Here is a 20431-nt window from a genome sequence, read left to right on the forward strand (position 1 = left end):
TTTTTCTAGCCCTTTTTTTTATAAGCTCTTAAATGAACTTCAAATTACAAAAAATAGTTCCTCAGTTAGTTACAGTTTTAGCGGTTGTTCTAGTTTTTGGTTTCTTTAGTTATAACGCCCAAGTCAATATGGAAAATAGAGGTATTGATTTTGGATATGGTTTTTTATCTCAAGAATCTTCTTTTGATGTTCAATTTTCTTTAATTGAATATGACGGATCACATTCTTATTTTAGAGCTTACTTAGTTGGATTGTTAAATACTATTTTAGTTTCTGTTATTGGAATAATATTTGCAACTATTCTTGGAGTTATAGTTGGTGTTGCAAGACTTTCACCAAACTATCTTATTAATAAATTTGCAGCATTCTATGTGGAATTTTTCAGAAATATTCCATTACTTTTACAAATATTTTTTTGGTATTTTGCTGCTTTAAGAGCATTGCCATTACCTCAAGATGCTGATGCAATGTTTGGTGTCTTCTTTTTAACAATCAAAGGCTTTTATGTTCCAGCTTTTGTTTGGGAAAACTTTAATGTTTTCTTTTATTCAATAGTTGCAGCAATAATTGCTATTGTAGTTATAAGAATTCATGCAAGAAAAGTTCAAGAAACCGAAGGTAAACAGTTACCAGTTTTATGGATATCTATAGGATTAATTTTTATATTACCTTTATTAAGTTTTGTTATTGGCGGGGTAAGTCTCTCGTTTGAAATTCCAAAATTAAAACAACTTGCAACAACATCGTTTATCTATGAGGGCGGTGTAAGTTTACCTCCTGAATTAATAGCATTAACTTTATCTTTAGCATTATATACAGCAACTTTTATTGCTGAGTGTGTAAGAGCTGGTATTCAAGGTGTTGGAAAAGGACAAAAAGAAGCTGCTGCATCTATTGGTTTAAATCCAAATCAAGTTTTGAAATTAGTAGTAATGCCTCAAGCTTTAAGAATTATTATACCACCAACTACTAACCAATATTTAAATTTAACTAAAAATTCATCATTAGCAGCTGCAATTGCTTATCCAGATTTAGTTTTAGTATTTGCAGGTACTGCGTTAATGCAAACAGGAAAAGCTATTGAGATTGTTTCTATTACTATGCTTACTTACTTAAGTTTGAGTATATCAATTTCTATATTGATGAATTGGTACAATAAAAAAATTGCTATTAAGGAAAAATAAATGTCAAAAATTAATTTTTTAAGACCTGATAAAGAAAATTTGAATACATTTTTGTATCTAGGTTCTTTATTATTTTTTATTAGTGTTTTAGATGTATTTTTGAATTCATTTTTTAATGTTAACATTACAGGTTTTCTACCAACGTTGTTAAGTTTTGTGATCCCTTTAGTGATCGGATTTATAGGTCTTCATTTTATTAGGATTGAACATAGCGGTTATAAATTTTTAGATAGTTTAAACAAAAATATTAATACCAATAGCTTTAATGCTGTTCTTTCATTATTAATTATTTTTGTAATCATTAAAGCAACACCACCAATTCTAAGTTGGTTTTTTGTTGATGCTAGTTTTGCAGGAGACAGTAAAGATGTTTGCTCTGGTAATGGTGCATGTTGGACTTACATCAAAGTTTGGTTTAACAGATTTATGTATGGAATGTACCCAAATGCAGAACAATGGAGAATAAATTTATCATTTATTTCTTTAGCATTACTTGGATCAGTTGGATATTTTGCTACAGAAAAATTTAAAAAGTATTTAACTTTATACTATGTAGTTATTTATCCATTTATTGCGTTTCTATTTATTTTCTTTTTTATTTCAGGTGGACCAGTATTTTTTGATTTTTCTTACGGTATAATTGCTGCTGTTATTTCAATTATTCTTGGATTTTTTATTCCAAGTAGATTTAAATTTTATTATTTTTTAATTGTTCCATTAACAATTTACATAGTTCTTAAATACTTTGTATTTTATGAGGAATTAATAGAACTCGGCAAACTTGACGGTTTAAACTGGGTTGAAACTGGTGCATGGGGAGGATTATCTCTAACATTCATTATCTCTTTCTTCTGTTTAATTTTCTGTTTTCCTATTGGGATGGCTTTTGCTTTAGGAAGAAGATCTGAACTGCCTTTGATCAGATATATATCTGTAGGATTTATTGAGTTTTGGAGAGGGGTACCGCTTATCACAGTTCTATTTATGTCTGCTGTAATGTTTCCGATGTTTTTACCAGAGGATTTTTTCATAGATAAATTAGTTAGAGCAATTATAGCTATTTCATTATTTGAAGCTGCATATGTTGCAGAAGTTATAAGAGGAGGCTTGCAAGCTTTACCAAGAGGCCAATACGAGGCAGCAAGATCACTAGGTATGGGATATTGGAAAATGCATATATTTGTAATTTTACCTCAAGCACTTAAATTAGTAATTCCAGGCATTGCCAATACTTTCTTAGCTTTAGTAAAAGATACACCTTTAATATTTGTAGTTGGTTTATTAGAGATTGTTGGAATGTTAAATTTGGCAAAAACCAATCCAGAATGGTTAGGATTTGCAATGGAAGGCTACGTATTTGCAGCAATAATTTTCTGGATTATTTGTTATGCAATGAGTAAGTATAGCTATAATCTAGAACAAAAATATAAAACAGAGCGATAATTATGTCTGACAGTATTATTAAAATTAAAAATGTAAATAAATGGTTTGGAGATTTTCAAGTATTAAAAGACATAAATTTAGAAGTTAAACCAAAAGAAAAAATTGTGGTTTGTGGTCCATCTGGTTCTGGTAAATCAACATTAATTAGATGCATTAACAGATTAGAGGAACATCAACAAGGGGATATCATTGTTGATGGCAATACTTTAACAGAGGATACAAAAAATATTGAACAAATTAGGGCTGAAGTTGGAATGGTTTTCCAACAATTTAATTTATTTCCACATTTATCAATCGTTGATAACTGTACACTTGCTCCTATTTGGGTAAAGAAAATGCCAAAAAAAGAAGCTGAGGAATTAGCACTAAAACATTTAGAAAGAGTACAAATTCTTGATCAAGCTCAAAAATTTCCAGGTCAATTATCTGGTGGTCAACAACAAAGGGTAGCAATTGCTAGAGCCCTATGCATGGAACCAAAAATTATGTTGTTTGATGAACCAACATCTGCCCTTGACCCTGAAATGATTAAGGAAGTTTTAGATGTAATGGTCGATTTAGCTAATCAAGGTATGACAATGATCGTGGTTACGCACGAGATGGGTTTTGCTAAAGAAGTTGCAGATAAAATGATCTTTATGGATGAAGGAATGATAGTAGAAAAAGCTGATACAAAAGAGTTTTTTGCTAATCCTAAGAGTGATCGTACTAAGCTTTTCTTAAGCCAAATCTTGTAAAATTTATATACATTTTAATCTTAACAATTGCTTGACAGGTTTTTAGTTTTTAAGGTTTTTTTATTAAAATAAATAAATTTTTCTATTGCAGTAGTTGAAATAAATTTGTTCAATAGGTTTTTAAAATTTAATTAAGAGGGGTCTTAATGGAAGATAATTTCAACAAACACTTAGGGAACAAACTTAAGTTAAGAAGATTGGCTTTAGGTTTAACCCAAACAAAAGTAGCAAAAGCTATTAATGTTACATTTCAACAAATTCAAAAATACGAAAAAGGCACTAACGGAGTAAGCTCAATTAGATTACTTCAACTTTCAAATTATTTAAAAGTACCAATAAATTATTTTTTCGAAGATTTTTCAGAATATTTAGTGAACTTAGAAAAATCTCAAGAAGGACATATGAATGTTAATTATAATTTTTTAGCAAAAGTTTATTCAGAACTTAATGCTGATCAAAAATTAAAATTTAACAAAACATTACAAATTTCAGGATCTAATATTTCTAAAGCAGTTTAATCATAACCAAAATGAGACCCTTTTGGTTAATAGTTAACTCTTAATAATTCTAGATTAATTTTTTTGGCTCCTCGGGCAGGACTCGAACCTGCGACCAATTGATTAACAGTCAACTGCTCTACCAACTGAGCTACCGAGGAATATAAAAATCACAACTTACTTTTTTTTAAAACTAAAACAAGATTTTTTTTGGAGGCAACGCCCGGAATCGAACCGGGATACAAGGATTTGCAATCCTCTGCGTAACCATTCCGCCACGTTGCCATCTTGTTTTAGACGAATAGCTTCAGGCCTTTTTATATTAAATTTTTTATATTAGTCTATTAAATAACGATCCAAATTGATTATTGTTAAATAAGATTATTAAATTATAAACTTTAAAATCAATGAGTAACGATAAATATATCCATTCTGAAGTTGAAAATAAGATTTACTCCTATTGGGAAAAAAATGAATTATTTAAACCAAAAGAAAATTCTAAAAAATTTTCAATAGTAATTCCTCCACCAAATGTAACTGGTAGCCTTCATATGGGGCACGCATTAAATAATTCAATTCAAGATTTATTAGTTCGTTATCATCGGATGAATAATTATGAAACTTTATGGCAACCAGGAACTGACCATGCTGGTATTGCAACACAAGCCTTAGTAGAGAAAAAACTCACTTCTGAAAAGATAGATAAGAATGAGATTGGTAGGGAAAAATTTATTGAAAAGGTTTGGGAGTGGAAAGAGCAATATGGTGACATAATAATTAACCAATTAAAAAAACTTGGTTGTTCTTGCGATTGGTCAAGAAATGCATTCACAATGGATGAAAATTTATCCAAATCAGTTATCAAAGTTTTTGTAGAACTTTATAATAAAGGTTTAATTTATAAAGATAAGAAATTAGTAAACTGGGATACCGTTCTTAAAACTGCTATTTCAGATTTAGAGGTAGATCAAAGAGAAGTAAATTCAAAAATTTACTATATTAAATATCCTATAGATGGAACCAGTGAATTTATAACTATAGCAACCACAAGACCTGAAACAATGATAGGTGACACTGCTATAGCTGTTAATCCAAAAGATGAAAGGTTTAAATCATTTGTTGGTAAAACAGTAACTATTCCAATTGTTGGTAGAAAAATAAAAATTATAGAAGATGATTATGCTGATCCTGAACAGGGCACAGGTGCATTAAAAATAACTCCTGCTCATGATTTTAATGATTATGATGTTGGTCAAAGAAACAATCTAGAAATAATAAATATTTTTACTGAAGAGGGTAAGATAAATGAAAACGCACCTGAACACTATAAAGGTCTTGATAGATTTGAAGCAAGAAAAAGAATTTTAAAAGAACTGAAAGAAAAAGAATTTTTTGTTAAAGAAGAAAATATTAAAAATAAAGTTCCATATGGAGATAGGTCTAATTCTATAATTGAACCTTTTCTAACAGAGCAATGGTTTGCTGATGCTGGCAAATTATCTGTTAAAGCTAAAGAAGTTGTTAATTCAAAAAAAACAAATTTCTTTCCTGAAAATTGGTCAAAGACATATTTTCAATGGATGAATAATATTGAGCCTTGGTGTATTTCAAGGCAGTTGTGGTGGGGACATCAAATACCTGCATGGTATGGACCAGATAATAAAATTTTTGTTGCTATAAATGAAGAAGAAGCAAAGTCTCAAGCAAAAGAGTTTTACAAAAAAGAAGTAGAGCTAAATAGAGATCCTGATGTTTTGGACACTTGGTTTTCATCTGGTTTATGGCCTTTTGCTACTTTAGGGTGGCCAGAGGATGATGATTATTTAAAGAAATTTTATCCAACTTCAGTATTGGTAACTGGTTTTGATATTATCTTTTTCTGGGTTGCAAGAATGATTATGTTTGGAACAGAATTTTTAGATAAAGAACCTTTTAAAGATATATATGTTCACGCACTTGTAAGAGACGAAAAAGGACAGAAAATGTCCAAATCAAAAGGAAACGTAATTGATCCATTAGATCTAATTGAAAAATACAGTGCTGATGCATTGAGATTTACTTTACTTTCAATGGCTTCACCTGGAACAGATGTTAAATTATCTGAAGATAGAGTTAAAGGTTATAGAAATTTTTTAAATAAATTATGGAATGCAAATAATTTTTTAATAACAAATGAATGTGATTTTAAAGATATTGATGATCTACCTAATTTAAACATAAATATTAATAAGTGGATATATTCAGAGTTAATAGAAGCAAAAAATAAAATTCAAAAAAATATTGAAGATTATAGATTTGATGAAGCTGCAAAAAACGCTTATCAGTTTGCATGGCATTCGTATTGTGATTGGTATCTAGAGTTATCTAAGACTATTCTATTTTCAGATGATAATGATGCAAAAGCAGAGGTTAAAAAAGTATCATCTTGTGTATTTAAACAAATATTAATCTTGCTTCATCCATTTATTCCATTTGTAACAGAGGAAATATGGCTAAAAGACCAATTTGATAAAAATGGAAGTGATTTTTTAATGTATAAAAATTGGGTAACAGGAGAAGTTGATAAAGACGATAGCACTGATCAGGTAGAAAATATCATCAATATTATTTCTGAGCTTAGATCCTTTAAAAATGAGCTAAATGTTAGTCCAGGATCATTTATTGATATCTCAGTTAAAGGTATCAATGACAATCAAAAAGAATTTATTAATAAGAATGAAGTTATCTTAAAAAAACTTGGAAGAATAAACAACATACTTGATAATGATTTAGAAAAACCTGCTGCAACAATGGTTGTTTCAGGTGACTTATTTAAAATCTATTTTGATAAAGATGTGGATTTAAAATTAATTAAAGAAAACTTAACAACTAAACAAAGTAAATTAGAACAAGAAATGAATAAAATTTCTCAAAGATTAGATAATAAAAGTTTTGTAGACCGTGCTCCAAAAGAGATTGTTGAACAAGAAAAAACTAATTATAATAATTTAAAGAATGATATTGAAAAAATATCAATAACAATAAAGGGTATATAATGGCAAAATTTAATAAAAAGAAACTTCCAAGCAGACATACATCATTAGGACCAGATAGAGCACCACATAGATCTTTTTACTATGCAATGGGTGAAACTGAAAAAGATGTAGCAAAGCCCTTTGTTGGAGTGGTTTCAACTTGGAATGAAGCAGCACCTTGCAACATAGCTTTAATGAGACAAGCACAATCTGTTAAAAAAGGTGTTAGAGCAAATGGTGGAACACCAAGAGAATTTTGTACAATTACTGTTACTGATGGTATTGCAATGGGTCATGAAGGAATGAAGTCTTCATTAATCTCAAGAGAAGTTATTGCGGACTCTGCTGAACTTACTGTTAGAGGACATTGTTATGATGCATTAGTTGGTATAGCTGGTTGTGATAAATCTTTACCAGGTTTAATGATGTCAATGGTTAGACTTAATGTGCCAAGTGTATTTATTTATGGAGGATCAATTCTTCCAGGTACTTACAAAGGAAAAGATGTAACTGTAGTAGATGTATTTGAAGCAGTTGGTAAACATTCATCAGGACAAATGTCTGCAGCAGAACTTAGAAAGCTAGAATTAGTAGCTTGTCCAAGTGCAGGTGCTTGTGGTGGTCAATTTACTGCTAACACAATGGCATGTGTATCAGAAGCGATTGGTTTAGCGTTACCTTATTCAGCAGGAACTCCCGCTCCTTATGAGGAAAGAGATAAGTACGCAAAAGAAAGTGGTAAAATGGTTATGAACCTTTTACAAAAAAAAATTAAACCAAGAGATATTGTAACAAGAAAAGCTTTAGAAAATGCTGCAACCATTGTTGCTGCAACAGGTGGATCTACTAATGCAGGTCTTCATTTACCAGCTATTGCTAATGAGGCAGGAATTAAATTTGATTTAATGGATGTTGCAAAAATATTTAAACGAACACCTTATCTTGCAGATTTAAAACCTGGTGGAAAATATGTTGCAAAAGATATGTGGTTAGCAGGTGGTGTACCAATGTTATTAAAAACTTTATACGAAGGTGGATATATTCATGGTGATTGTATGACTGTTACAGGTAAAACTATGAAAGAAAATTTAAAAAATATTAAATTTAATCCTAAACAAAAAGTAATGAGATCTTACAAAGATCCATTATCACCAACAGGTGGTGTAGTTGGTTTAAAAGGAAACTTAGCTCCAGAGGGTGCAATAGTCAAAGTTGCAGGACTTAAAAAATTACAATTTACTGGAAAAGCAAGATGCTTTGATAATGAAGAAAGCGCTATGAAAGCTGTTCAAAGCAGAAAGTACAATGATGGTGATGTAATTATTATCAGATACGAAGGACCAGTTGGAGGTCCTGGTATGAGAGAAATGTTATCAACAACTGGAGCAATTTATGGTCAGGGAAAAGGTGAGAAAGTAGCCCTTATAACCGATGGAAGGTTCTCTGGTGCTACAAGAGGCTTTTGTGTGGGTCACGTAGGCCCTGAGGCCGCTCTAGGGGGTCCTATAGGTCTATTAAAGAACGGAGATATCATTGATATAGATGCCAAAAAAGGAACTATCAATGTAAGACTTTCTAAAAAAGAATTAGCTTCTAGAAAAAGAAAATGGAAAGCTAAAAAATCTGACTTTGGATCAGGTACTTTGTGGAAATATGCGCAAACAGTAGGACCAGCATATTTAGGCGCTCCAACTCATCCAGGTAAGAAAAAGGAAGTGAAAGACTACTCAGAGATTTAATGAAAATAAGACCAGTTATTTTATGTGGTGGTGCTGGTACCCGCCTTTGGCCAAATTCTAAAAATCATCAAGCAAAACAGTTTATTGATTTTGGTAATTGGACTTTACTTGGAAAAACCTTAGAGAGAACAAAAGCATCCATTTATGATGCACCTATTATAAGTACTAACAAAAAATATCTCAGTAAAGTTAAACAACATTTAAAAAAAAATAAAATCAATAAATACAAAATTGTTGTAGAGCCAGCTAAAAGAAACACAGCACCAGCTATTTTAAGCACAGCTTTAATAAAAGATATTCCTGATAATCAGCCACTAATGTTTTTCACAGCTGATCACTTGATTGAGAAGATGAATATATTTAATAAGGCCATCAATAAAAATAAGTCTAATCTTAATGAAAATAATATTTTTGTATTTGGCATTAAACCAAAATCCCCAACGAGTGATTATGGTTATTTCTTAACTAAAAAAATTAAAGGTAATATTAATAAAGTAACAAGATTTATTGAAAAACCTAAAGAAGCAAAAGCAAAAGAAATCATTCGAAAAAATGGATATTGGAACTCAGGAATGTTTTATCTTAGAAAAGATTCAATCATCAATAACTTTAAAAAATATAACCCAACCATATATAGAAATTGTGTAACAGCTGTTAATAAGGCAAAATATAAATCAAACATTTATCATTTAAATAAAGCCTCATTTATAAAAGCAACTGCTAAATCTTTTGATTATGCAATTCTTGAAAAAACAAAAGAAATTAATGCAATTAAATTAGACATACCTTGGTCAGATCTTGGAAGTTGGAAAGAGATTTTAAAAATGTATGATAAAAATAAAAACAGATACATAAAGAAGATAAATGTTTATTACAGACCATGGGGTAGGTACACGAACCTATTCGAAGGCAAAGAGTTTTTAATTAAAGAACTTTATGTTAAACCAAAAGGCATTTTAAGTTTACAAAAACATCATCACCGTGCTGAACATTGGTTGGTTACCCAAGGAAATGCTAAAATAACTCTAAATAAAGAGACAATTACTAAAAAACCTGGAGAGCATATATTTATTCCATTAGAAGCCATTCACAGAGTTCAAAACCCTGCACAAAAACCAGTTAAAATTATGGAAGCCCAAGTAGGCTCAATATTAAAGGAAACTGATATTGTAAGATTTCAAGATGTGTACGGAAGAGTTTCGTAAAATTAATAATCTTGTAATAATTAGTTTATATTTTTGAAATAATTAAATTCTAAAAGATTAGAACAAAATTTTAATAAGTTTCTAAATTATTCTTACCTCTTAATTTTAAAATTTTGTGAGTAAATCACTTTCCTCTTCTTACAATTTAAGAAGAGGAAAGACGAATTAAAATTTTTAATTATTTACTGATGCTGGATTTTGTTTATTTTTTTTTTTAGCTAGTTTTTTAGCTTTTTTCTCAGCAATTTTTTTCTCTACACTTGCAACTTTTATACTGATCTTATCTAGTTTTTTTTCTTTTAAACTAATTTTATTTTTTAATTTATGAATTGATTTGTTTATTTTTTGTTTTTTCTTTGCAAAGTTTTTTAGTTTTTTCTTCATATCAACCCCCAATTGTATTTAAATTAAATAAATTATTGCAAACTTTCAAAATGAAGTAAATAATATTTTTAGGCTGCTTTTAGTAAATTAAATTTTCTTTTAGAAGATTTGATAACTATATCTTTAAGAGAGCCAAAGTTATCACCATCTATTTGTATTGGTATGCTTTTATCAAAAGTTTTAAGTTTAACTTCGTTTGCATTTTTTGTGATTACCGAAGTTGATTTATTCAGATTGCCATTAAAAATAATTAAAAAGATATAGTATAAAAGTTTCATTCTACTTAAATCTTTAAAGATATATGTTGTAAATTTTTCTTCAAAAATATTTGTATCTGTTATTTTATGGTGTCCCGCATAATATCTACTATTCGAGCATAACACCCAATCTGCTAACAATTCATCGTTGTCAATATTTACTTTAATCTTAGTATTTTTCATAAAAATAAATTTTTCTAATCCTTTAATTCCAAATATAACCTTTCCAAGTATTTTTTTAATTTTAGAATTTATAGATTGAACAATTTGAGCATCCCAACCTATGCCAGCCATGAGAATAAAATAATTATCATTAATTTTAACAAGATTAGTTTTTTCCAAGTTATCCGAAATTAATGTTTGTAAAATTTTGTTTATATTTTTAGACATTCCAAGTTCTGCTTGTAAAATATTTGCTGTACCAGCTGGCACATATCCAATTGCAAAATTCTCTTTTGGTTGAAAATTATTTTTGATTAGTTGATTTATGGCAAAACATACAGAGCCATCACCTCCTGCAATTACTAATCTATCGTAATCTTCTTTTACGATTTGTTTAAATAAATCTTCAGCTTCTTTTTCAGTAACAGTTTCAAAGAGATCAACATGATGCGACAATTTTAGGTTGTTGCAAATTTTTTTTATAAAATTGGATTTTCTACCAGAAGAAGCTTTTTTGTTATAAATAAAGCAAAATTTCATTTTATCTTATAATTTTTATTTTAATAAATCTTTAACATTACTATGACACAAACAAATTAATGATTCTAGTATTAATTGAGAATAATTATCTCAGATCGGAGTTGCATAGTGAAACCCATTTTAAAATATAAAAGTATTTTTATTTCAGATGTTCATCTTGGAACAAAGGGATGCCAAGCGGAGAAATTGTTAGAATTTTTTAAGAATACAAGATCTGAAAAATTGTATTGTGTTGGTGACATTATAGATGTGTGGGCATTACAAAAAAACTTTTATTGGCCGCAAGCACACAACGACGTAATTCAAAAAATATTGAGAAAAGCTCGTCATGGTACAGAAGTGTTTTATGTTATTGGTAATCACGATGAAGTATTTAGGAAGTTTATTCCAATGCATTTTGGACAAATCAAAATGATTAACAGAGTAATTCACCAGTCGGTACAAAATAAAAATTATTTAGTTGTTCATGGCGATGCTTGGGATGGTGTTATGCGATATGCCAAATGGCTCTCCAAGTTAGGTTCAATAGCTTATGAAATGCTATTGAGACTAAACATAGTTATTAATTTCTTTAGAAAATTGAGAGGAAAAACTTATTGGTCTTTGGCTAAGTATTTAAAATATAAAGTTAAAAATGCAGTTAAATATATCGGTGAATATGAAAGAACTATTGCTCAATATGGTAAGAAAAAGAAATTTGATGGAATAATTTGTGGTCATATTCATCACGCTACGAATGAGGATTTTGATGGAGTAAATTACTTAAATTGTGGTGATTGGGTTGAGTCTTGCACTGCACTCGCTGAAAATTATGATGGTACTTTTGAAATAATTTATTGGGACAAAATTAGAAAAGATTATGTAAATGTAGATGAGGATGAAATGATATCATCTAATACAGTAGAAGATGATCAACTTAAAAAAGCATCTTAATGAAAATTTTGATTGTAACAGATGCTTATTATCCACAAGTTAACGGTGTAGTTAGAACTCTTCATGAAACTGGTGAAATATTAAAATCTCAAGGTCATCAAATTGAATATATAACGCCTCAACAGTTCATGACTGTACCGATGCCAAAGTATAATGAAATTAGATTGTCTTTGAATGTTTGGCCAAGAGTAGGAAACTTAATTAAATCAATAAATCCTAACGCAATTCATATTGCAACAGAGGGTCCTTTAGGTTTTATGGCAAGAAGGTATTGTATAAAAAATAAATTAAAATTTACTACAAGTTTTCACACCAGATTTGATAAGTATATGAAGCTTTATATGCCGATCATCCCAGCTAAATGGTCAGAAAAATTTTTATGTAATTTTCATAATAAAGCAGAGAGAATTTTAGTAACAACAGAGTCGATGCGAAAAGAATTGATCGATTTAGGAATTGATAATAGCAAGATGGTAACTTGGACAAGAGGAGGTAACCATGGTGCTTTTAAAAATCCACAAAAAAGAGATCTACCTTACAAAAGACCAATTTGGATTTACGTTGGAAGAGTAGCGGTAGAAAAAAATATTAAAGCATTCTTAGACTTGGATTTAGAGGGCACCAAAGTCGTCATAGGCAAAGGTCCAGATCTTGAAAATTTGAAAAGGAAATTTCCCAATGATATTTTTTTAGGTGAGAGAACTAATGGAGAATTGGCTTCACACTTTGCATCATCAGATGTTTTTGTATTTCCCAGTAAAACTGACACTTTTGGTATTGTTGTTTTAGAATCTTTAAATTGTGGTACACCCGTAGCAGCATACCCTGTACCAGGCCCAAAAGATATTTTAGGTGGAACTAAAATTGATACTTTGGATAATGATTTAAAAGCTTCTGCTTTGAAAGCTTTAAAGATAAGCAGACAAGATTGTCTAGAATTTGCTAAAAAATACAGCTGGGAAGAAACTGCTAAGATATTTTTTGATAATATTTCACCTAATTAATACCTATAACAATATTTTTTAAATTTTCGGAAATCTCTTCATTAGTTAAATTTTTTGTTTTAAGTTCATAAATAGGTTTATTTATTATAACTTTGAAAGTTTCATTTTTCTTGTTTAAGAGTTCACGTATAAATAAAGCTCTTCTTAAATTGTTATTTATAAATCCTGTAAACTGAAAAAACTTACTATTTTTTCCAAAAAATTTTACAGGTATTATTGCTGGATTACTTTTCTTTATTATAGAACCAATCAATGGTTTCCACTTTCTTTCCTTTGGGTTATCAAATATGAATTTTGAAGTAGCAACTTCACCAGATGGAAATGTGATTAAACAACCACCACTCATTATGTGATTTATGGAATTATTTTTGCTATTAATATTGAAGATAACATCTTCTTTATTAGTGCTAAATTTTAAAGGGTATAAATATTCTTTAATGTGATCAATCTTGGTTAATTCATTATTTATAAGAATTTTGTAATCTTTCCTAATATTAGAGACTATAGAAGAAAGTATTAAACCGTCTAAAATGCCAAAAGGGTGGTTTGCAACTAAGATAGTTGGTCCTGATAAAGGTATATTTTGAATTCCTTGAGCATCATATTTAATATTTAAAATTTTAAGAGTTTCATCCCAAAAATTTTTGTTATTAAAGTTATTATAATTTTTGGAGTATAGATTTTGTATATAAGAATATTTTGTAATTTTTTTTAATATTTCCACAATATTAGTAAGAGAATTTTTCTAAATACTTTGTATCAATCTTATTAAATTCTACAAAAACAAATATATCAATAGTTTTAAATTTAGGATCAATGATTGCACCATTTCCAATTTTAGCATTTAGCTTCAGGTATCCTTTGATCAATGTTGGAAGATTTTTTATTAATTTTAAAGATGGTTTAACTTTTTTATTGTAATCAATATTTATTGACATTTTTGGATTTGCTGTGACCTCAACTTCTTTATTCATTAAAAAATTTTGTTGTAAATAAATTAACTCGTCTTCTATTTTTTTATAATCTGTGTGCAAGAAACTAGCTGTACCAAACAAACCCTGTATTTTATTCGATATTACGTATCTATGAATTTCTTTCCACATTGATTGTAGTACATTTTTATTCCTATGATCTTTGTGAATACATGACCTGCTAACTTCCAATAAATTATTATATTTTGGTGATCTAATTAGATTATCTAAATTATATTCTTCACTAGTACAAAATCCTACATTCCTACTATTTTCCTGCTTAAGTAACCTGTATGTACCGATAATACTGGTTTTACTAAATTTATTTTTTTTATATGAAACTATTATATGATCACAATATTTATCATAAATATCAGTATCTTTTTTGAAACCTGAAATGTTTATTATTTTTTTCTTTTTTCTATCTTCAAAAAAAACTTTATACCTTAGTTTTTGTGCAGCTTTTATCTCACTTTTGGTATCTGCCAATTTAGTGACAAAAGTAGGTTTAAAAAAATTTCCAGTGTTTATGTAAAATTTTTTACTATAATTAGTATTTGAAAAATGTTTTAAAGTTAACATTTAAATTAAATAAGAGATTCTTATTTAATTTTTGTTAAACATATGTTTCAAATTTCTTACAGATGATTGGTTTTTTTGAATTAATTTTAATATTAATAATAATAATTTTAGTAATAAAATTATGGAATACTAAAAAAGATAGCATTGAAGAAAAAAAAACTATCTTATCTAAATATGATCCAAATAAAGATAAAAAATTTATTTTAGATGAATTAGAAGATCAATTTATTGCTCTTAATAAATTAAACATAATTGATTACGCTAATCCGAGTGCCAAAATAAGATTTGGTAATAATTTAGAAAATAAACATTTAGGAACAATTATAAGAAATCCTGAGTTAGATAATCTTATAAAAAATGTAAAATTAAGTAATAAAACTGATCATATAGATCTTGAAATTGATTTACCATCGTATCAGCATTACAGGGTTTATGCCATCCCCGGTCCAACAAAACTATTTCCAGATCAAGAGTCTGTGGTGTTATTTCTTAAAGATTTGACAGAAATTTCAAAAGCTCAAAAATTTAGAACTGATTTTGTTGCAAATGTAAGTCATGAATTAAGAACTCCACTTATGTCAATTAAAGGTGCGGTAGAAACTATACAAGGACCCGCAAAAAACGACGAACCAGCTAAGCAAAAATTTTTAGATATAATGGGCTCACAAACCTCAAGAATGGAAAATTTAATTAACGATTTATTAATTTTAAGCAGAATTGAATTAGAAGAACATATTAGACCAAGTAATAAAATAAGTTTAGAAAAAATATTTAATAAATTAAAAGACATACACATTACAAATATCGAAAAAAATAATATAGATTTGAATATTAATGTAGACAAACATTTTGATAAAATTATTGGCAATGAAGATAGAATGCTAACTGTTTTTTCCAATTTAATTGATAATTCAATTAAATATTCCGAAAAAAATAAATCTATTAAAGTATTAACATCAAAAAGTGTTGGCAAACTAGTTAAACCAGGTGTTAAAATTTCAATTATAGATGAAGGTATCGGTATACCTCAAAATCAGATTGTTAGAATTACTGAAAGATTTTATAGAGTAGACATTGAAAAAAGTAAAAAAGTTGGTGGCACAGGTCTGGGTTTAGCAATAATGAAACATATTGTAACTCAGCACAGAGGTGAATTTGAAATTAAAAGTCAATTGGGTAAAGGCACAGAATTCAATATTCATATACCTAGTGAATTGTAATTTATTACATTTATCAATACTTTTAGATCATTAATTTAATTTGTATTAACTTTCTTTTTTTGTAAGAATCTTAATTGTTATGGTTATGTTTAAAAAAATTTTATTTTTTTTTCTTTCTCTAATGTTGTTAACTTCTTCCTTGAATGCTCAATCAATTACAACATTGCTTAGAAATCAACAACTCACAGTCTATGATATTGGTATATTTAGATTGCAAGAGGATATGAAATCAACAATTCCTCAAGTTCAAAAACATTTTCCTGATAAACAAATTGAAATTGATGATGTTTATACAGATGTAGTTTCATCATTATGGAGAAATACAATTGATTTAATAGTATCTGTACCAATGAGTGAGACATTGACAAAAACAAACTATTTTTCAGATATGTATAGATGTAAGAATATTTTTTTTTCTGTTAGAGATCATTTATTAAGGAACCAAAATGAAAGTAATTATAATTTCTCAAGAGCCTCATCTTATGTCGTTTCAACATTTTCAACTCCTACAAGCTGGCCTTCATGGAAATACGAGCATAAAATGATAAAAGAACTAGTATCTATGATACAACTAGAAGTTACTTTAAGACCTTCAAATGAGCTTGCTTTTAAAGAAGGTGTTAGCCCCATCAATTGCAAAGGAAGTCTTGCTGATGATTTTGATACAATTGTTGTAACTAAAAATTTCAATTAAAAAGTTAGGTTTTTAACAAAACTGTAACAAATCTGTAATATTAACATCCATATTCAAATCTAATAAGCGAGTCGTTGATTAAATTTAATTACGAAAGGAAATATCAATGAAAAAACTAACTATTATCCTTGCTTCGTTCTTAGTACTAACTTTAAGTACTGTAACGTCTCAAGCGAGAGATCAAATTACAATCGTTGGTTCTTCAACTGTATTCCCATACGCAACAGTAGTTGCTGAAAGATTCGGTAAAAAAGGATTTAAAACTCCTATCATCGAATCAACTGGAACAGGTGGTGGAGCTAAATTATTTTGTGCAGGTGTAGGTGAAGCTCACCCAGACATCACAAACGCTTCAAGAGCTATGAAAGATAAAGAAAAAGCTCTTTGTGCAAAAAATGGTATTACTGATATTGTAGAAATTATTATTGGTAACGATGGTATAACATTAGCTTACAGCTTAGATGCGGAGCCAGTTAATTTCACAAAAGAGCAATTATATTTAGCACTTGCTAAACACACAGTAGTTGACGGTAAATTAGTTGATAACATTTACAAAAACTGGAATGAGATCGATTCAAGCTTACCAAATAAGCCAATTAAAGTAATGATACCTCCAGGAACTTCTGGAACTAGAGATGCATGGAATTCTTTAGTAATGAAAAAAGGTATGACTAAAGAAGCTAAAGCTCTTTATAAAGCTGGTGCAAGCTCAAATAAAAAATGGGCAAAGCCTGAAAAACTTTACAGAGAAGATGGTTTGGCAATTGAAGTTGGAGAAAACGATAGTTTGATCATTCAAAAACTTGTTGAAGATAAAGATATGTTTGGTTTCTTTGGTTTCAGTTATTACTTAGCAGCTAAAGATAAATTACAAGCAGCAAGTATTGATGGTGGACAACCTTCATTAGAGTCTATTCAAGATTATAGCTATGCTGTTGCAAGACCTTTATTTTTCTATGTGAAAAAAGCTCACGTAGGTGTAATTCCAGGTTTACATGAATTTGTAAAAGAATTTACAAAAACAGGAACTATTGGGAAAAGAGGTTACTTAGCAGACATTGGTTTAGTACCATTAGATAAAGCTATGTACAGAACTACAAGAGATAATGCCACAAATCTTGTAGCAATGAGCGAGTAATTTTGATTTGTTAATAAATTTAAAAAGGCCCTTTTGTAAGGGCCTTTTTTTTAATACAAGATTAAATATATATAAATGAACTCGGTAATATTTTTAACAATTGTTCTATTAGCGCTATCGAGTTATTTTTTTGGACGTAAAAAGGCATTTGCCATAAGATCTTCTAATACTAGACTTACAGCTTTACCAAAATTTTATGGATACTATTTATCAATATGGTGTGCAGCACCTGCATTTATTATTTTTGCATTGTGGTCTATATTTGAACCAACTGTAGTAAAATATATTGTTTTACAATCTTTTAGTGATCAAGGATTGTTAGAAGGAGAATTAAATCTCATATTTGAAAAAACTAAGTCACTTTCAAGAGGACAGTTTAGTGGTGAAATAACTACAGCATTACAGGCAGCAGCAGACAAGTATGCATCTTTACGAAGCACAGCTTCAGCTTCAAAAGCTGTAATTGTATTATGTTTACTTATTGCCTCAATAGCTTACGCTTATAACAGGTTATCTAAAAATACCAGAACAAGGGAACCTGTAGAAATTTTTTTACAGTGGTTGTTTTTCTTTGCTTCTTTAGCAGCAATATTAACTACTGTTGGTATTGTTTTTTCTCTTTTGTTTCAAACAATAGAATTTTTTAAAATTATTCCATTTTTTGATTATTTATTTGGCATGCATTGGTACCCAGCAAAAGCTTTTGTTAGAGATGCTAGTGAAGCTCTTGACCCATCAATGTATAGTGATACGTTTGGTGCAGTACCAGTTTTTGCGGGTACTTTTTTTATCGCATTTATCGCAATGTGTGTTGCTATACCAATAGGTTTATTAAGTGGAATTTATCTAGCAGAGTATGCATCAAAAAAATTTAGACAATTTGCAAAACCAATTGTTGAAATACTAGCTGGAATTCCAACAGTCGTTTATGGTTTTTTTGCAGCTTTAACTGTTGGTCCTTTTTTAAAAGATATCGGAACAGCTGTTGGTTTAGATGTTTCTGCAGAAAGTGCACTTGCAGCTGGTGCAGTAATGGGAGTGATGATTATTCCATTCGTTTCAAGTTTGAGTGACGATGTCATAAATAGTGTTCCTCAGAATTTAAGAGATGGTAGTTATGCAATGGGTGCAACAAAATCTGAGACAATTAAAAGAGTAATTTTTCCTGCTGCTTTACCAGGTATAGTTGGTGCAATTCTTTTAGCTGTTTCTAGAGCTATAGGTGAAACTATGATTGTAGTTATGGCTTCTGGATTAGCTGCTAACTTAACTTTTAATCCACTGGAATCTACTTCAACAATTACTGCTCAAATAGTAGTAATATTAATCGGAGATCAACAATTTGAAGACCCTAAAACTCAAGCTGCTTTTGCTTTAGGATTAACATTATTTGTTGTTACGTTAATTTTAAATGTAATAGCTCTTTCAATAGTTAAAAAATATAGAGAGAAATATGATTAATAGAGAAGAATTTTTAAATAAACGATATAAGGCTGAAAAACGTTTTCAAATGTATGGCAAAACAGCCATCATATTAGCTTTATTGTTCCTAGCTTTATTTTTATTTAAAATTTTTTCTACAGGATATACAGCTTTTCAAAAAACTTGGATAATAGTACCAATTAATTACGATCCAGAATTTATGTATTTGGATGCTGATCAGAAACCTTCTATGGAGGATTTGCAAGAGTCTGAATATTTCGATGTTGGTATAGAAAGTTTTGCAGCATTAGATCAAAATGCTGATGAAGATCAAATCACAGATATTAAAAGAATGTTTGCTTTTATATTTGAGGAGGAAATCAAAGACCATATACTTTCAAATCCAGATGATTTTGGAAAAATTGTTGAAGTTAAGTTGACAGCATCGGATGATTTAGATCAAGTATTTAAAGGAAACTATCCAAGAGATTTACCTGAAGAGCGAAGAAGAGTTAACGATTATCAATTGAATATTTTTGATAGATTAAATTCTGAGGGAAAAGTCGTAAGCAATTTTAATTTTAGTTTTTTTACTAACGCCGATTCCAGAGAAGCAGAGTTGGCCGGTATTGCGAGTTCATTCATGGGTTCATTGTTCAGTATATTGGTTTGTTTAGCTGTATCATTTCCAGTGGCTCTTTTAGCAGCAATTTATTTAGAGGAATTTGCACCCAAAAATAGACTTACAGATTTTATAGAGGTAAATATTAATAATTTAGCGGCAGTCCCATCAATAGTTTTTGGGTTGCTTGGTCTTGGTGTGTTACTTGCAGTATTTGGCTTACCGAGATCCACTCCTTTAGTTGGAGGAATAACTTTATCATTGATGACATTACCAACGATCATTATAGCAGCTAGAGCATCATTGAAAGCAGTTCCGCCAAGCATCAGAGAAGCCGCTCTCGCCATGGGAGCTAGCAAGATGCAAACAACACTACATCATACAGTTCCTTTATCCTTACCAGGAACCTTATCTGGAACAATAATTGGTCTAGCTCAAGCCTTAGGTGAAACTGCACCTTTGATTTTAATTGGAATGGTTGCTTTTGTTAATACCATACCAGGCTCGCCCATGGATCCAGCTGCCTCTTTACCAGTTCAAATATATATTTGGGCTGAAAGTGCTGAAAGAGGTTTTGTCGAAAAGGTATCAGCTTGTATAATGGTATTGTTGATATTTTTAGTATTAATGAATCTAGCAGCACAAATGATAAGACATAAATTTGAAAAGAAATGGAACTAAAA

Annotated in this window: 18 protein-coding genes and 2 tRNA genes; 14 read left to right on the plus strand and 6 right to left on the minus strand. The window is 29.5% G+C overall.

The window, feature by feature from the left end; translation table 11 throughout:
- Positions 1-32 precede the first annotated feature (32 nt).
- The 4 genes from ACTTBO_RS04685 to ACTTBO_RS04700 all read left to right on the plus strand — a co-directional run bounded on the left by ACTTBO_RS04685 (position 33) and on the right by ACTTBO_RS04700 (position 3882).
- Positions 33-1184, plus strand: a complete 1152-nt coding sequence (locus tag ACTTBO_RS04685) for an amino acid ABC transporter permease (protein ID WP_440656616.1) — start codon at positions 33-35, stop codon at positions 1182-1184.
- Positions 1185-2627, plus strand: coding sequence for an amino acid ABC transporter permease (locus ACTTBO_RS04690; protein WP_440656617.1), 1443 nt, complete (start codon positions 1185-1187; stop codon positions 2625-2627).
- A 2-nt stretch (positions 2628-2629) separates the two neighbouring features.
- Positions 2630-3364 carry an amino acid ABC transporter ATP-binding protein gene (locus ACTTBO_RS04695; RefSeq protein ID WP_440656618.1) on the plus strand — a complete coding sequence of 245 codons (735 nt, stop codon included), beginning with the start codon at positions 2630-2632 and terminating at the stop codon, positions 3362-3364.
- Positions 3365-3510: 146 nt separating this feature from the next.
- A complete protein-coding gene (locus ACTTBO_RS04700; protein ID WP_262589252.1) occupies positions 3511-3882 on the plus strand; it encodes a helix-turn-helix domain-containing protein in 372 nt (123 codons plus the stop codon).
- Positions 3883-3946: 64 nt separating this feature from the next.
- Here the strand turns inward: ACTTBO_RS04700 and ACTTBO_RS04705 are convergent.
- Together ACTTBO_RS04705 and ACTTBO_RS04710 are read right to left on the minus strand one after the other, a co-directional pair.
- Positions 3947-4022: transfer RNA gene (locus ACTTBO_RS04705), tRNA-Asn, on the minus strand.
- 50 nt (positions 4023-4072) lie between these two features.
- A tRNA-Cys gene (locus ACTTBO_RS04710) sits at positions 4073-4146 on the minus strand.
- Between the two features lie 122 nt (positions 4147-4268).
- On the opposite strand from ACTTBO_RS04710, the gene ACTTBO_RS04715 reads away from it, so the two are divergent.
- The 3 genes from ACTTBO_RS04715 to ACTTBO_RS04725 are packed head-to-tail and all read left to right on the plus strand — an operon-like array spanning position 4269 to position 9819.
- A complete protein-coding gene (locus ACTTBO_RS04715) occupies positions 4269-6896 on the plus strand; it encodes a valine--tRNA ligase (protein ID WP_440656619.1) in 2628 nt (875 codons plus the stop codon).
- Positions 6896-8614: a dihydroxy-acid dehydratase gene (gene ilvD / locus ACTTBO_RS04720; protein WP_440656620.1), complete on the plus strand. Its 1719-nt coding sequence runs from the start codon at positions 6896-6898 to the stop codon at positions 8612-8614. Before ACTTBO_RS04715 ends, ilvD begins: the two co-directional genes overlap by 1 nt.
- Positions 8614-9819 (plus strand): sugar phosphate nucleotidyltransferase, encoded by a 1206-nt coding sequence (locus ACTTBO_RS04725; protein WP_440656621.1) that lies wholly within the window; start codon positions 8614-8616, stop codon positions 9817-9819. Before ilvD ends, ACTTBO_RS04725 begins: the two co-directional genes overlap by 1 nt.
- A gap of 174 nt (positions 9820-9993) precedes the next feature.
- On the opposite strand, the gene ACTTBO_RS04730 is transcribed toward ACTTBO_RS04725, so the two are convergent.
- Both ACTTBO_RS04730 and ACTTBO_RS04735 read right to left on the minus strand, forming a co-directional pair.
- Positions 9994-10203: a hypothetical protein gene (locus tag ACTTBO_RS04730; protein WP_440656622.1), complete on the minus strand. Its 210-nt coding sequence runs from the start codon at positions 10201-10203 to the stop codon at positions 9994-9996.
- Positions 10204-10271: 68 nt separating this feature from the next.
- Positions 10272-11162: a diacylglycerol/lipid kinase family protein gene (locus ACTTBO_RS04735; RefSeq protein WP_440656623.1), complete on the minus strand. Its 891-nt coding sequence runs from the start codon at positions 11160-11162 to the stop codon at positions 10272-10274.
- Positions 11163-11270: 108 nt separating this feature from the next.
- Here ACTTBO_RS04735 and ACTTBO_RS04740 point away from each other — a divergent pair, with 108 nt between their 5' ends.
- Positions 11271-12095, plus strand: a complete 825-nt coding sequence (locus ACTTBO_RS04740) for a UDP-2,3-diacylglucosamine diphosphatase (RefSeq protein ID WP_440656624.1) — start codon at positions 11271-11273, stop codon at positions 12093-12095.
- Entirely contained in the window at positions 12095-13099 is a 1005-nt protein-coding gene (locus tag ACTTBO_RS04745; RefSeq protein WP_440656625.1) for a glycosyltransferase family 4 protein, read from the plus strand. The genes ACTTBO_RS04740 and ACTTBO_RS04745 overlap by 1 nt, the downstream gene beginning before the upstream one ends.
- Here the strand turns inward: ACTTBO_RS04745 and ACTTBO_RS04750 are convergent.
- Complete coding sequence (locus tag ACTTBO_RS04750; protein ID WP_440656626.1) at positions 13092-13823, minus strand: 1-acyl-sn-glycerol-3-phosphate acyltransferase; 732 nt, start codon at positions 13821-13823, stop codon at positions 13092-13094. The two genes, ACTTBO_RS04745 and ACTTBO_RS04750, sit on opposite strands and share 8 nt — an antisense overlap.
- Before the next feature lie 4 nt (positions 13824-13827).
- Positions 13828-14652 carry a GNAT family N-acetyltransferase gene (locus tag ACTTBO_RS04755; protein WP_440656627.1) on the minus strand — a complete coding sequence of 275 codons (825 nt, stop codon included), beginning with the start codon at positions 14650-14652 and terminating at the stop codon, positions 13828-13830.
- A 62-nt stretch (positions 14653-14714) separates the two neighbouring features.
- Here ACTTBO_RS04755 and ACTTBO_RS04760 point away from each other — a divergent pair, with 62 nt between their 5' ends.
- From ACTTBO_RS04760 to pstA, 5 genes are all read left to right on the plus strand, one after another.
- Positions 14715-15872, plus strand: a complete 1158-nt coding sequence (locus ACTTBO_RS04760) for an ATP-binding protein (protein ID WP_440656628.1) — start codon at positions 14715-14717, stop codon at positions 15870-15872.
- Between the two features lie 85 nt (positions 15873-15957).
- The gene (locus ACTTBO_RS04765) at positions 15958-16566 is read left to right on the plus strand and encodes a hypothetical protein (protein ID WP_440656629.1); all 609 of its coding nucleotides are present in this window, start codon (positions 15958-15960) and stop codon (positions 16564-16566) included.
- 106 nt (positions 16567-16672) lie between these two features.
- Positions 16673-17704, plus strand: a complete 1032-nt coding sequence (locus tag ACTTBO_RS04770) for a substrate-binding domain-containing protein (RefSeq protein ID WP_440656630.1) — start codon at positions 16673-16675, stop codon at positions 17702-17704.
- Between the two features lie 75 nt (positions 17705-17779).
- Complete coding sequence (gene pstC / locus ACTTBO_RS04775) at positions 17780-19165, plus strand: phosphate ABC transporter permease subunit PstC (RefSeq protein ID WP_440656631.1); 1386 nt, start codon at positions 17780-17782, stop codon at positions 19163-19165.
- A complete protein-coding gene (pstA, locus tag ACTTBO_RS04780; protein WP_440656632.1) occupies positions 19158-20429 on the plus strand; it encodes a phosphate ABC transporter permease PstA in 1272 nt (423 codons plus the stop codon). Before pstC ends, pstA begins: the two co-directional genes overlap by 8 nt.
- Positions 20430-20431 lie beyond the last annotated feature (2 nt).

It is taken from the genome of Candidatus Pelagibacter sp. HIMB1509 (assembly GCF_052047855.1).
Taxonomy (GTDB): Bacteria; Pseudomonadota; Alphaproteobacteria; order Pelagibacterales; family Pelagibacteraceae; genus Pelagibacter.

Bases quoted from the DNA above. Each gene is read 5' to 3' on its own strand.
- ACTTBO_RS04685 (WP_440656616.1), top strand. From the start codon at position 33: ATGAACTTCAAATTACAAAAAATAGTTCCTCAGTTAGTTACAGTTTTA.
- ACTTBO_RS04730 (WP_440656622.1), bottom strand. From the start codon at position 10,203: ATGAAGAAAAAACTAAAAAACTTTGCAAAGAAAAAACAAAAAATAAAC.
- ACTTBO_RS04695 (WP_440656618.1), top strand. From the start codon at position 2,630: ATGTCTGACAGTATTATTAAAATTAAAAATGTAAATAAATGGTTTGGA.
- ACTTBO_RS04765 (WP_440656629.1), top strand. From the start codon at position 15,958: ATGTTTAAAAAAATTTTATTTTTTTTTCTTTCTCTAATGTTGTTAACT.
- ACTTBO_RS04760 (WP_440656628.1), top strand. From the start codon at position 14,715: ATGATTGGTTTTTTTGAATTAATTTTAATATTAATAATAATAATTTTA.
- ACTTBO_RS04700 (WP_262589252.1), top strand. From the start codon at position 3,511: ATGGAAGATAATTTCAACAAACACTTAGGGAACAAACTTAAGTTAAGA.
- ACTTBO_RS04755 (WP_440656627.1), bottom strand. From the start codon at position 14,652: ATGTTAACTTTAAAACATTTTTCAAATACTAATTATAGTAAAAAATTT.
- pstC (WP_440656631.1), top strand. From the start codon at position 17,780: ATGAACTCGGTAATATTTTTAACAATTGTTCTATTAGCGCTATCGAGT.
- ACTTBO_RS04735 (WP_440656623.1), bottom strand. From the start codon at position 11,162: ATGAAATTTTGCTTTATTTATAACAAAAAAGCTTCTTCTGGTAGAAAA.
- ilvD (WP_440656620.1), top strand. From the start codon at position 6,896: ATGGCAAAATTTAATAAAAAGAAACTTCCAAGCAGACATACATCATTA.
- ACTTBO_RS04715 (WP_440656619.1), top strand. From the start codon at position 4,269: ATGAGTAACGATAAATATATCCATTCTGAAGTTGAAAATAAGATTTAC.
- ACTTBO_RS04725 (WP_440656621.1), top strand. From the start codon at position 8,614: ATGAAAATAAGACCAGTTATTTTATGTGGTGGTGCTGGTACCCGCCTT.
- pstA (WP_440656632.1), top strand. From the start codon at position 19,158: ATGATTAATAGAGAAGAATTTTTAAATAAACGATATAAGGCTGAAAAA.
- ACTTBO_RS04745 (WP_440656625.1), top strand. From the start codon at position 12,095: ATGAAAATTTTGATTGTAACAGATGCTTATTATCCACAAGTTAACGGT.
- ACTTBO_RS04770 (WP_440656630.1), top strand. From the start codon at position 16,673: ATGAAAAAACTAACTATTATCCTTGCTTCGTTCTTAGTACTAACTTTA.
- ACTTBO_RS04690 (WP_440656617.1), top strand. From the start codon at position 1,185: ATGTCAAAAATTAATTTTTTAAGACCTGATAAAGAAAATTTGAATACA.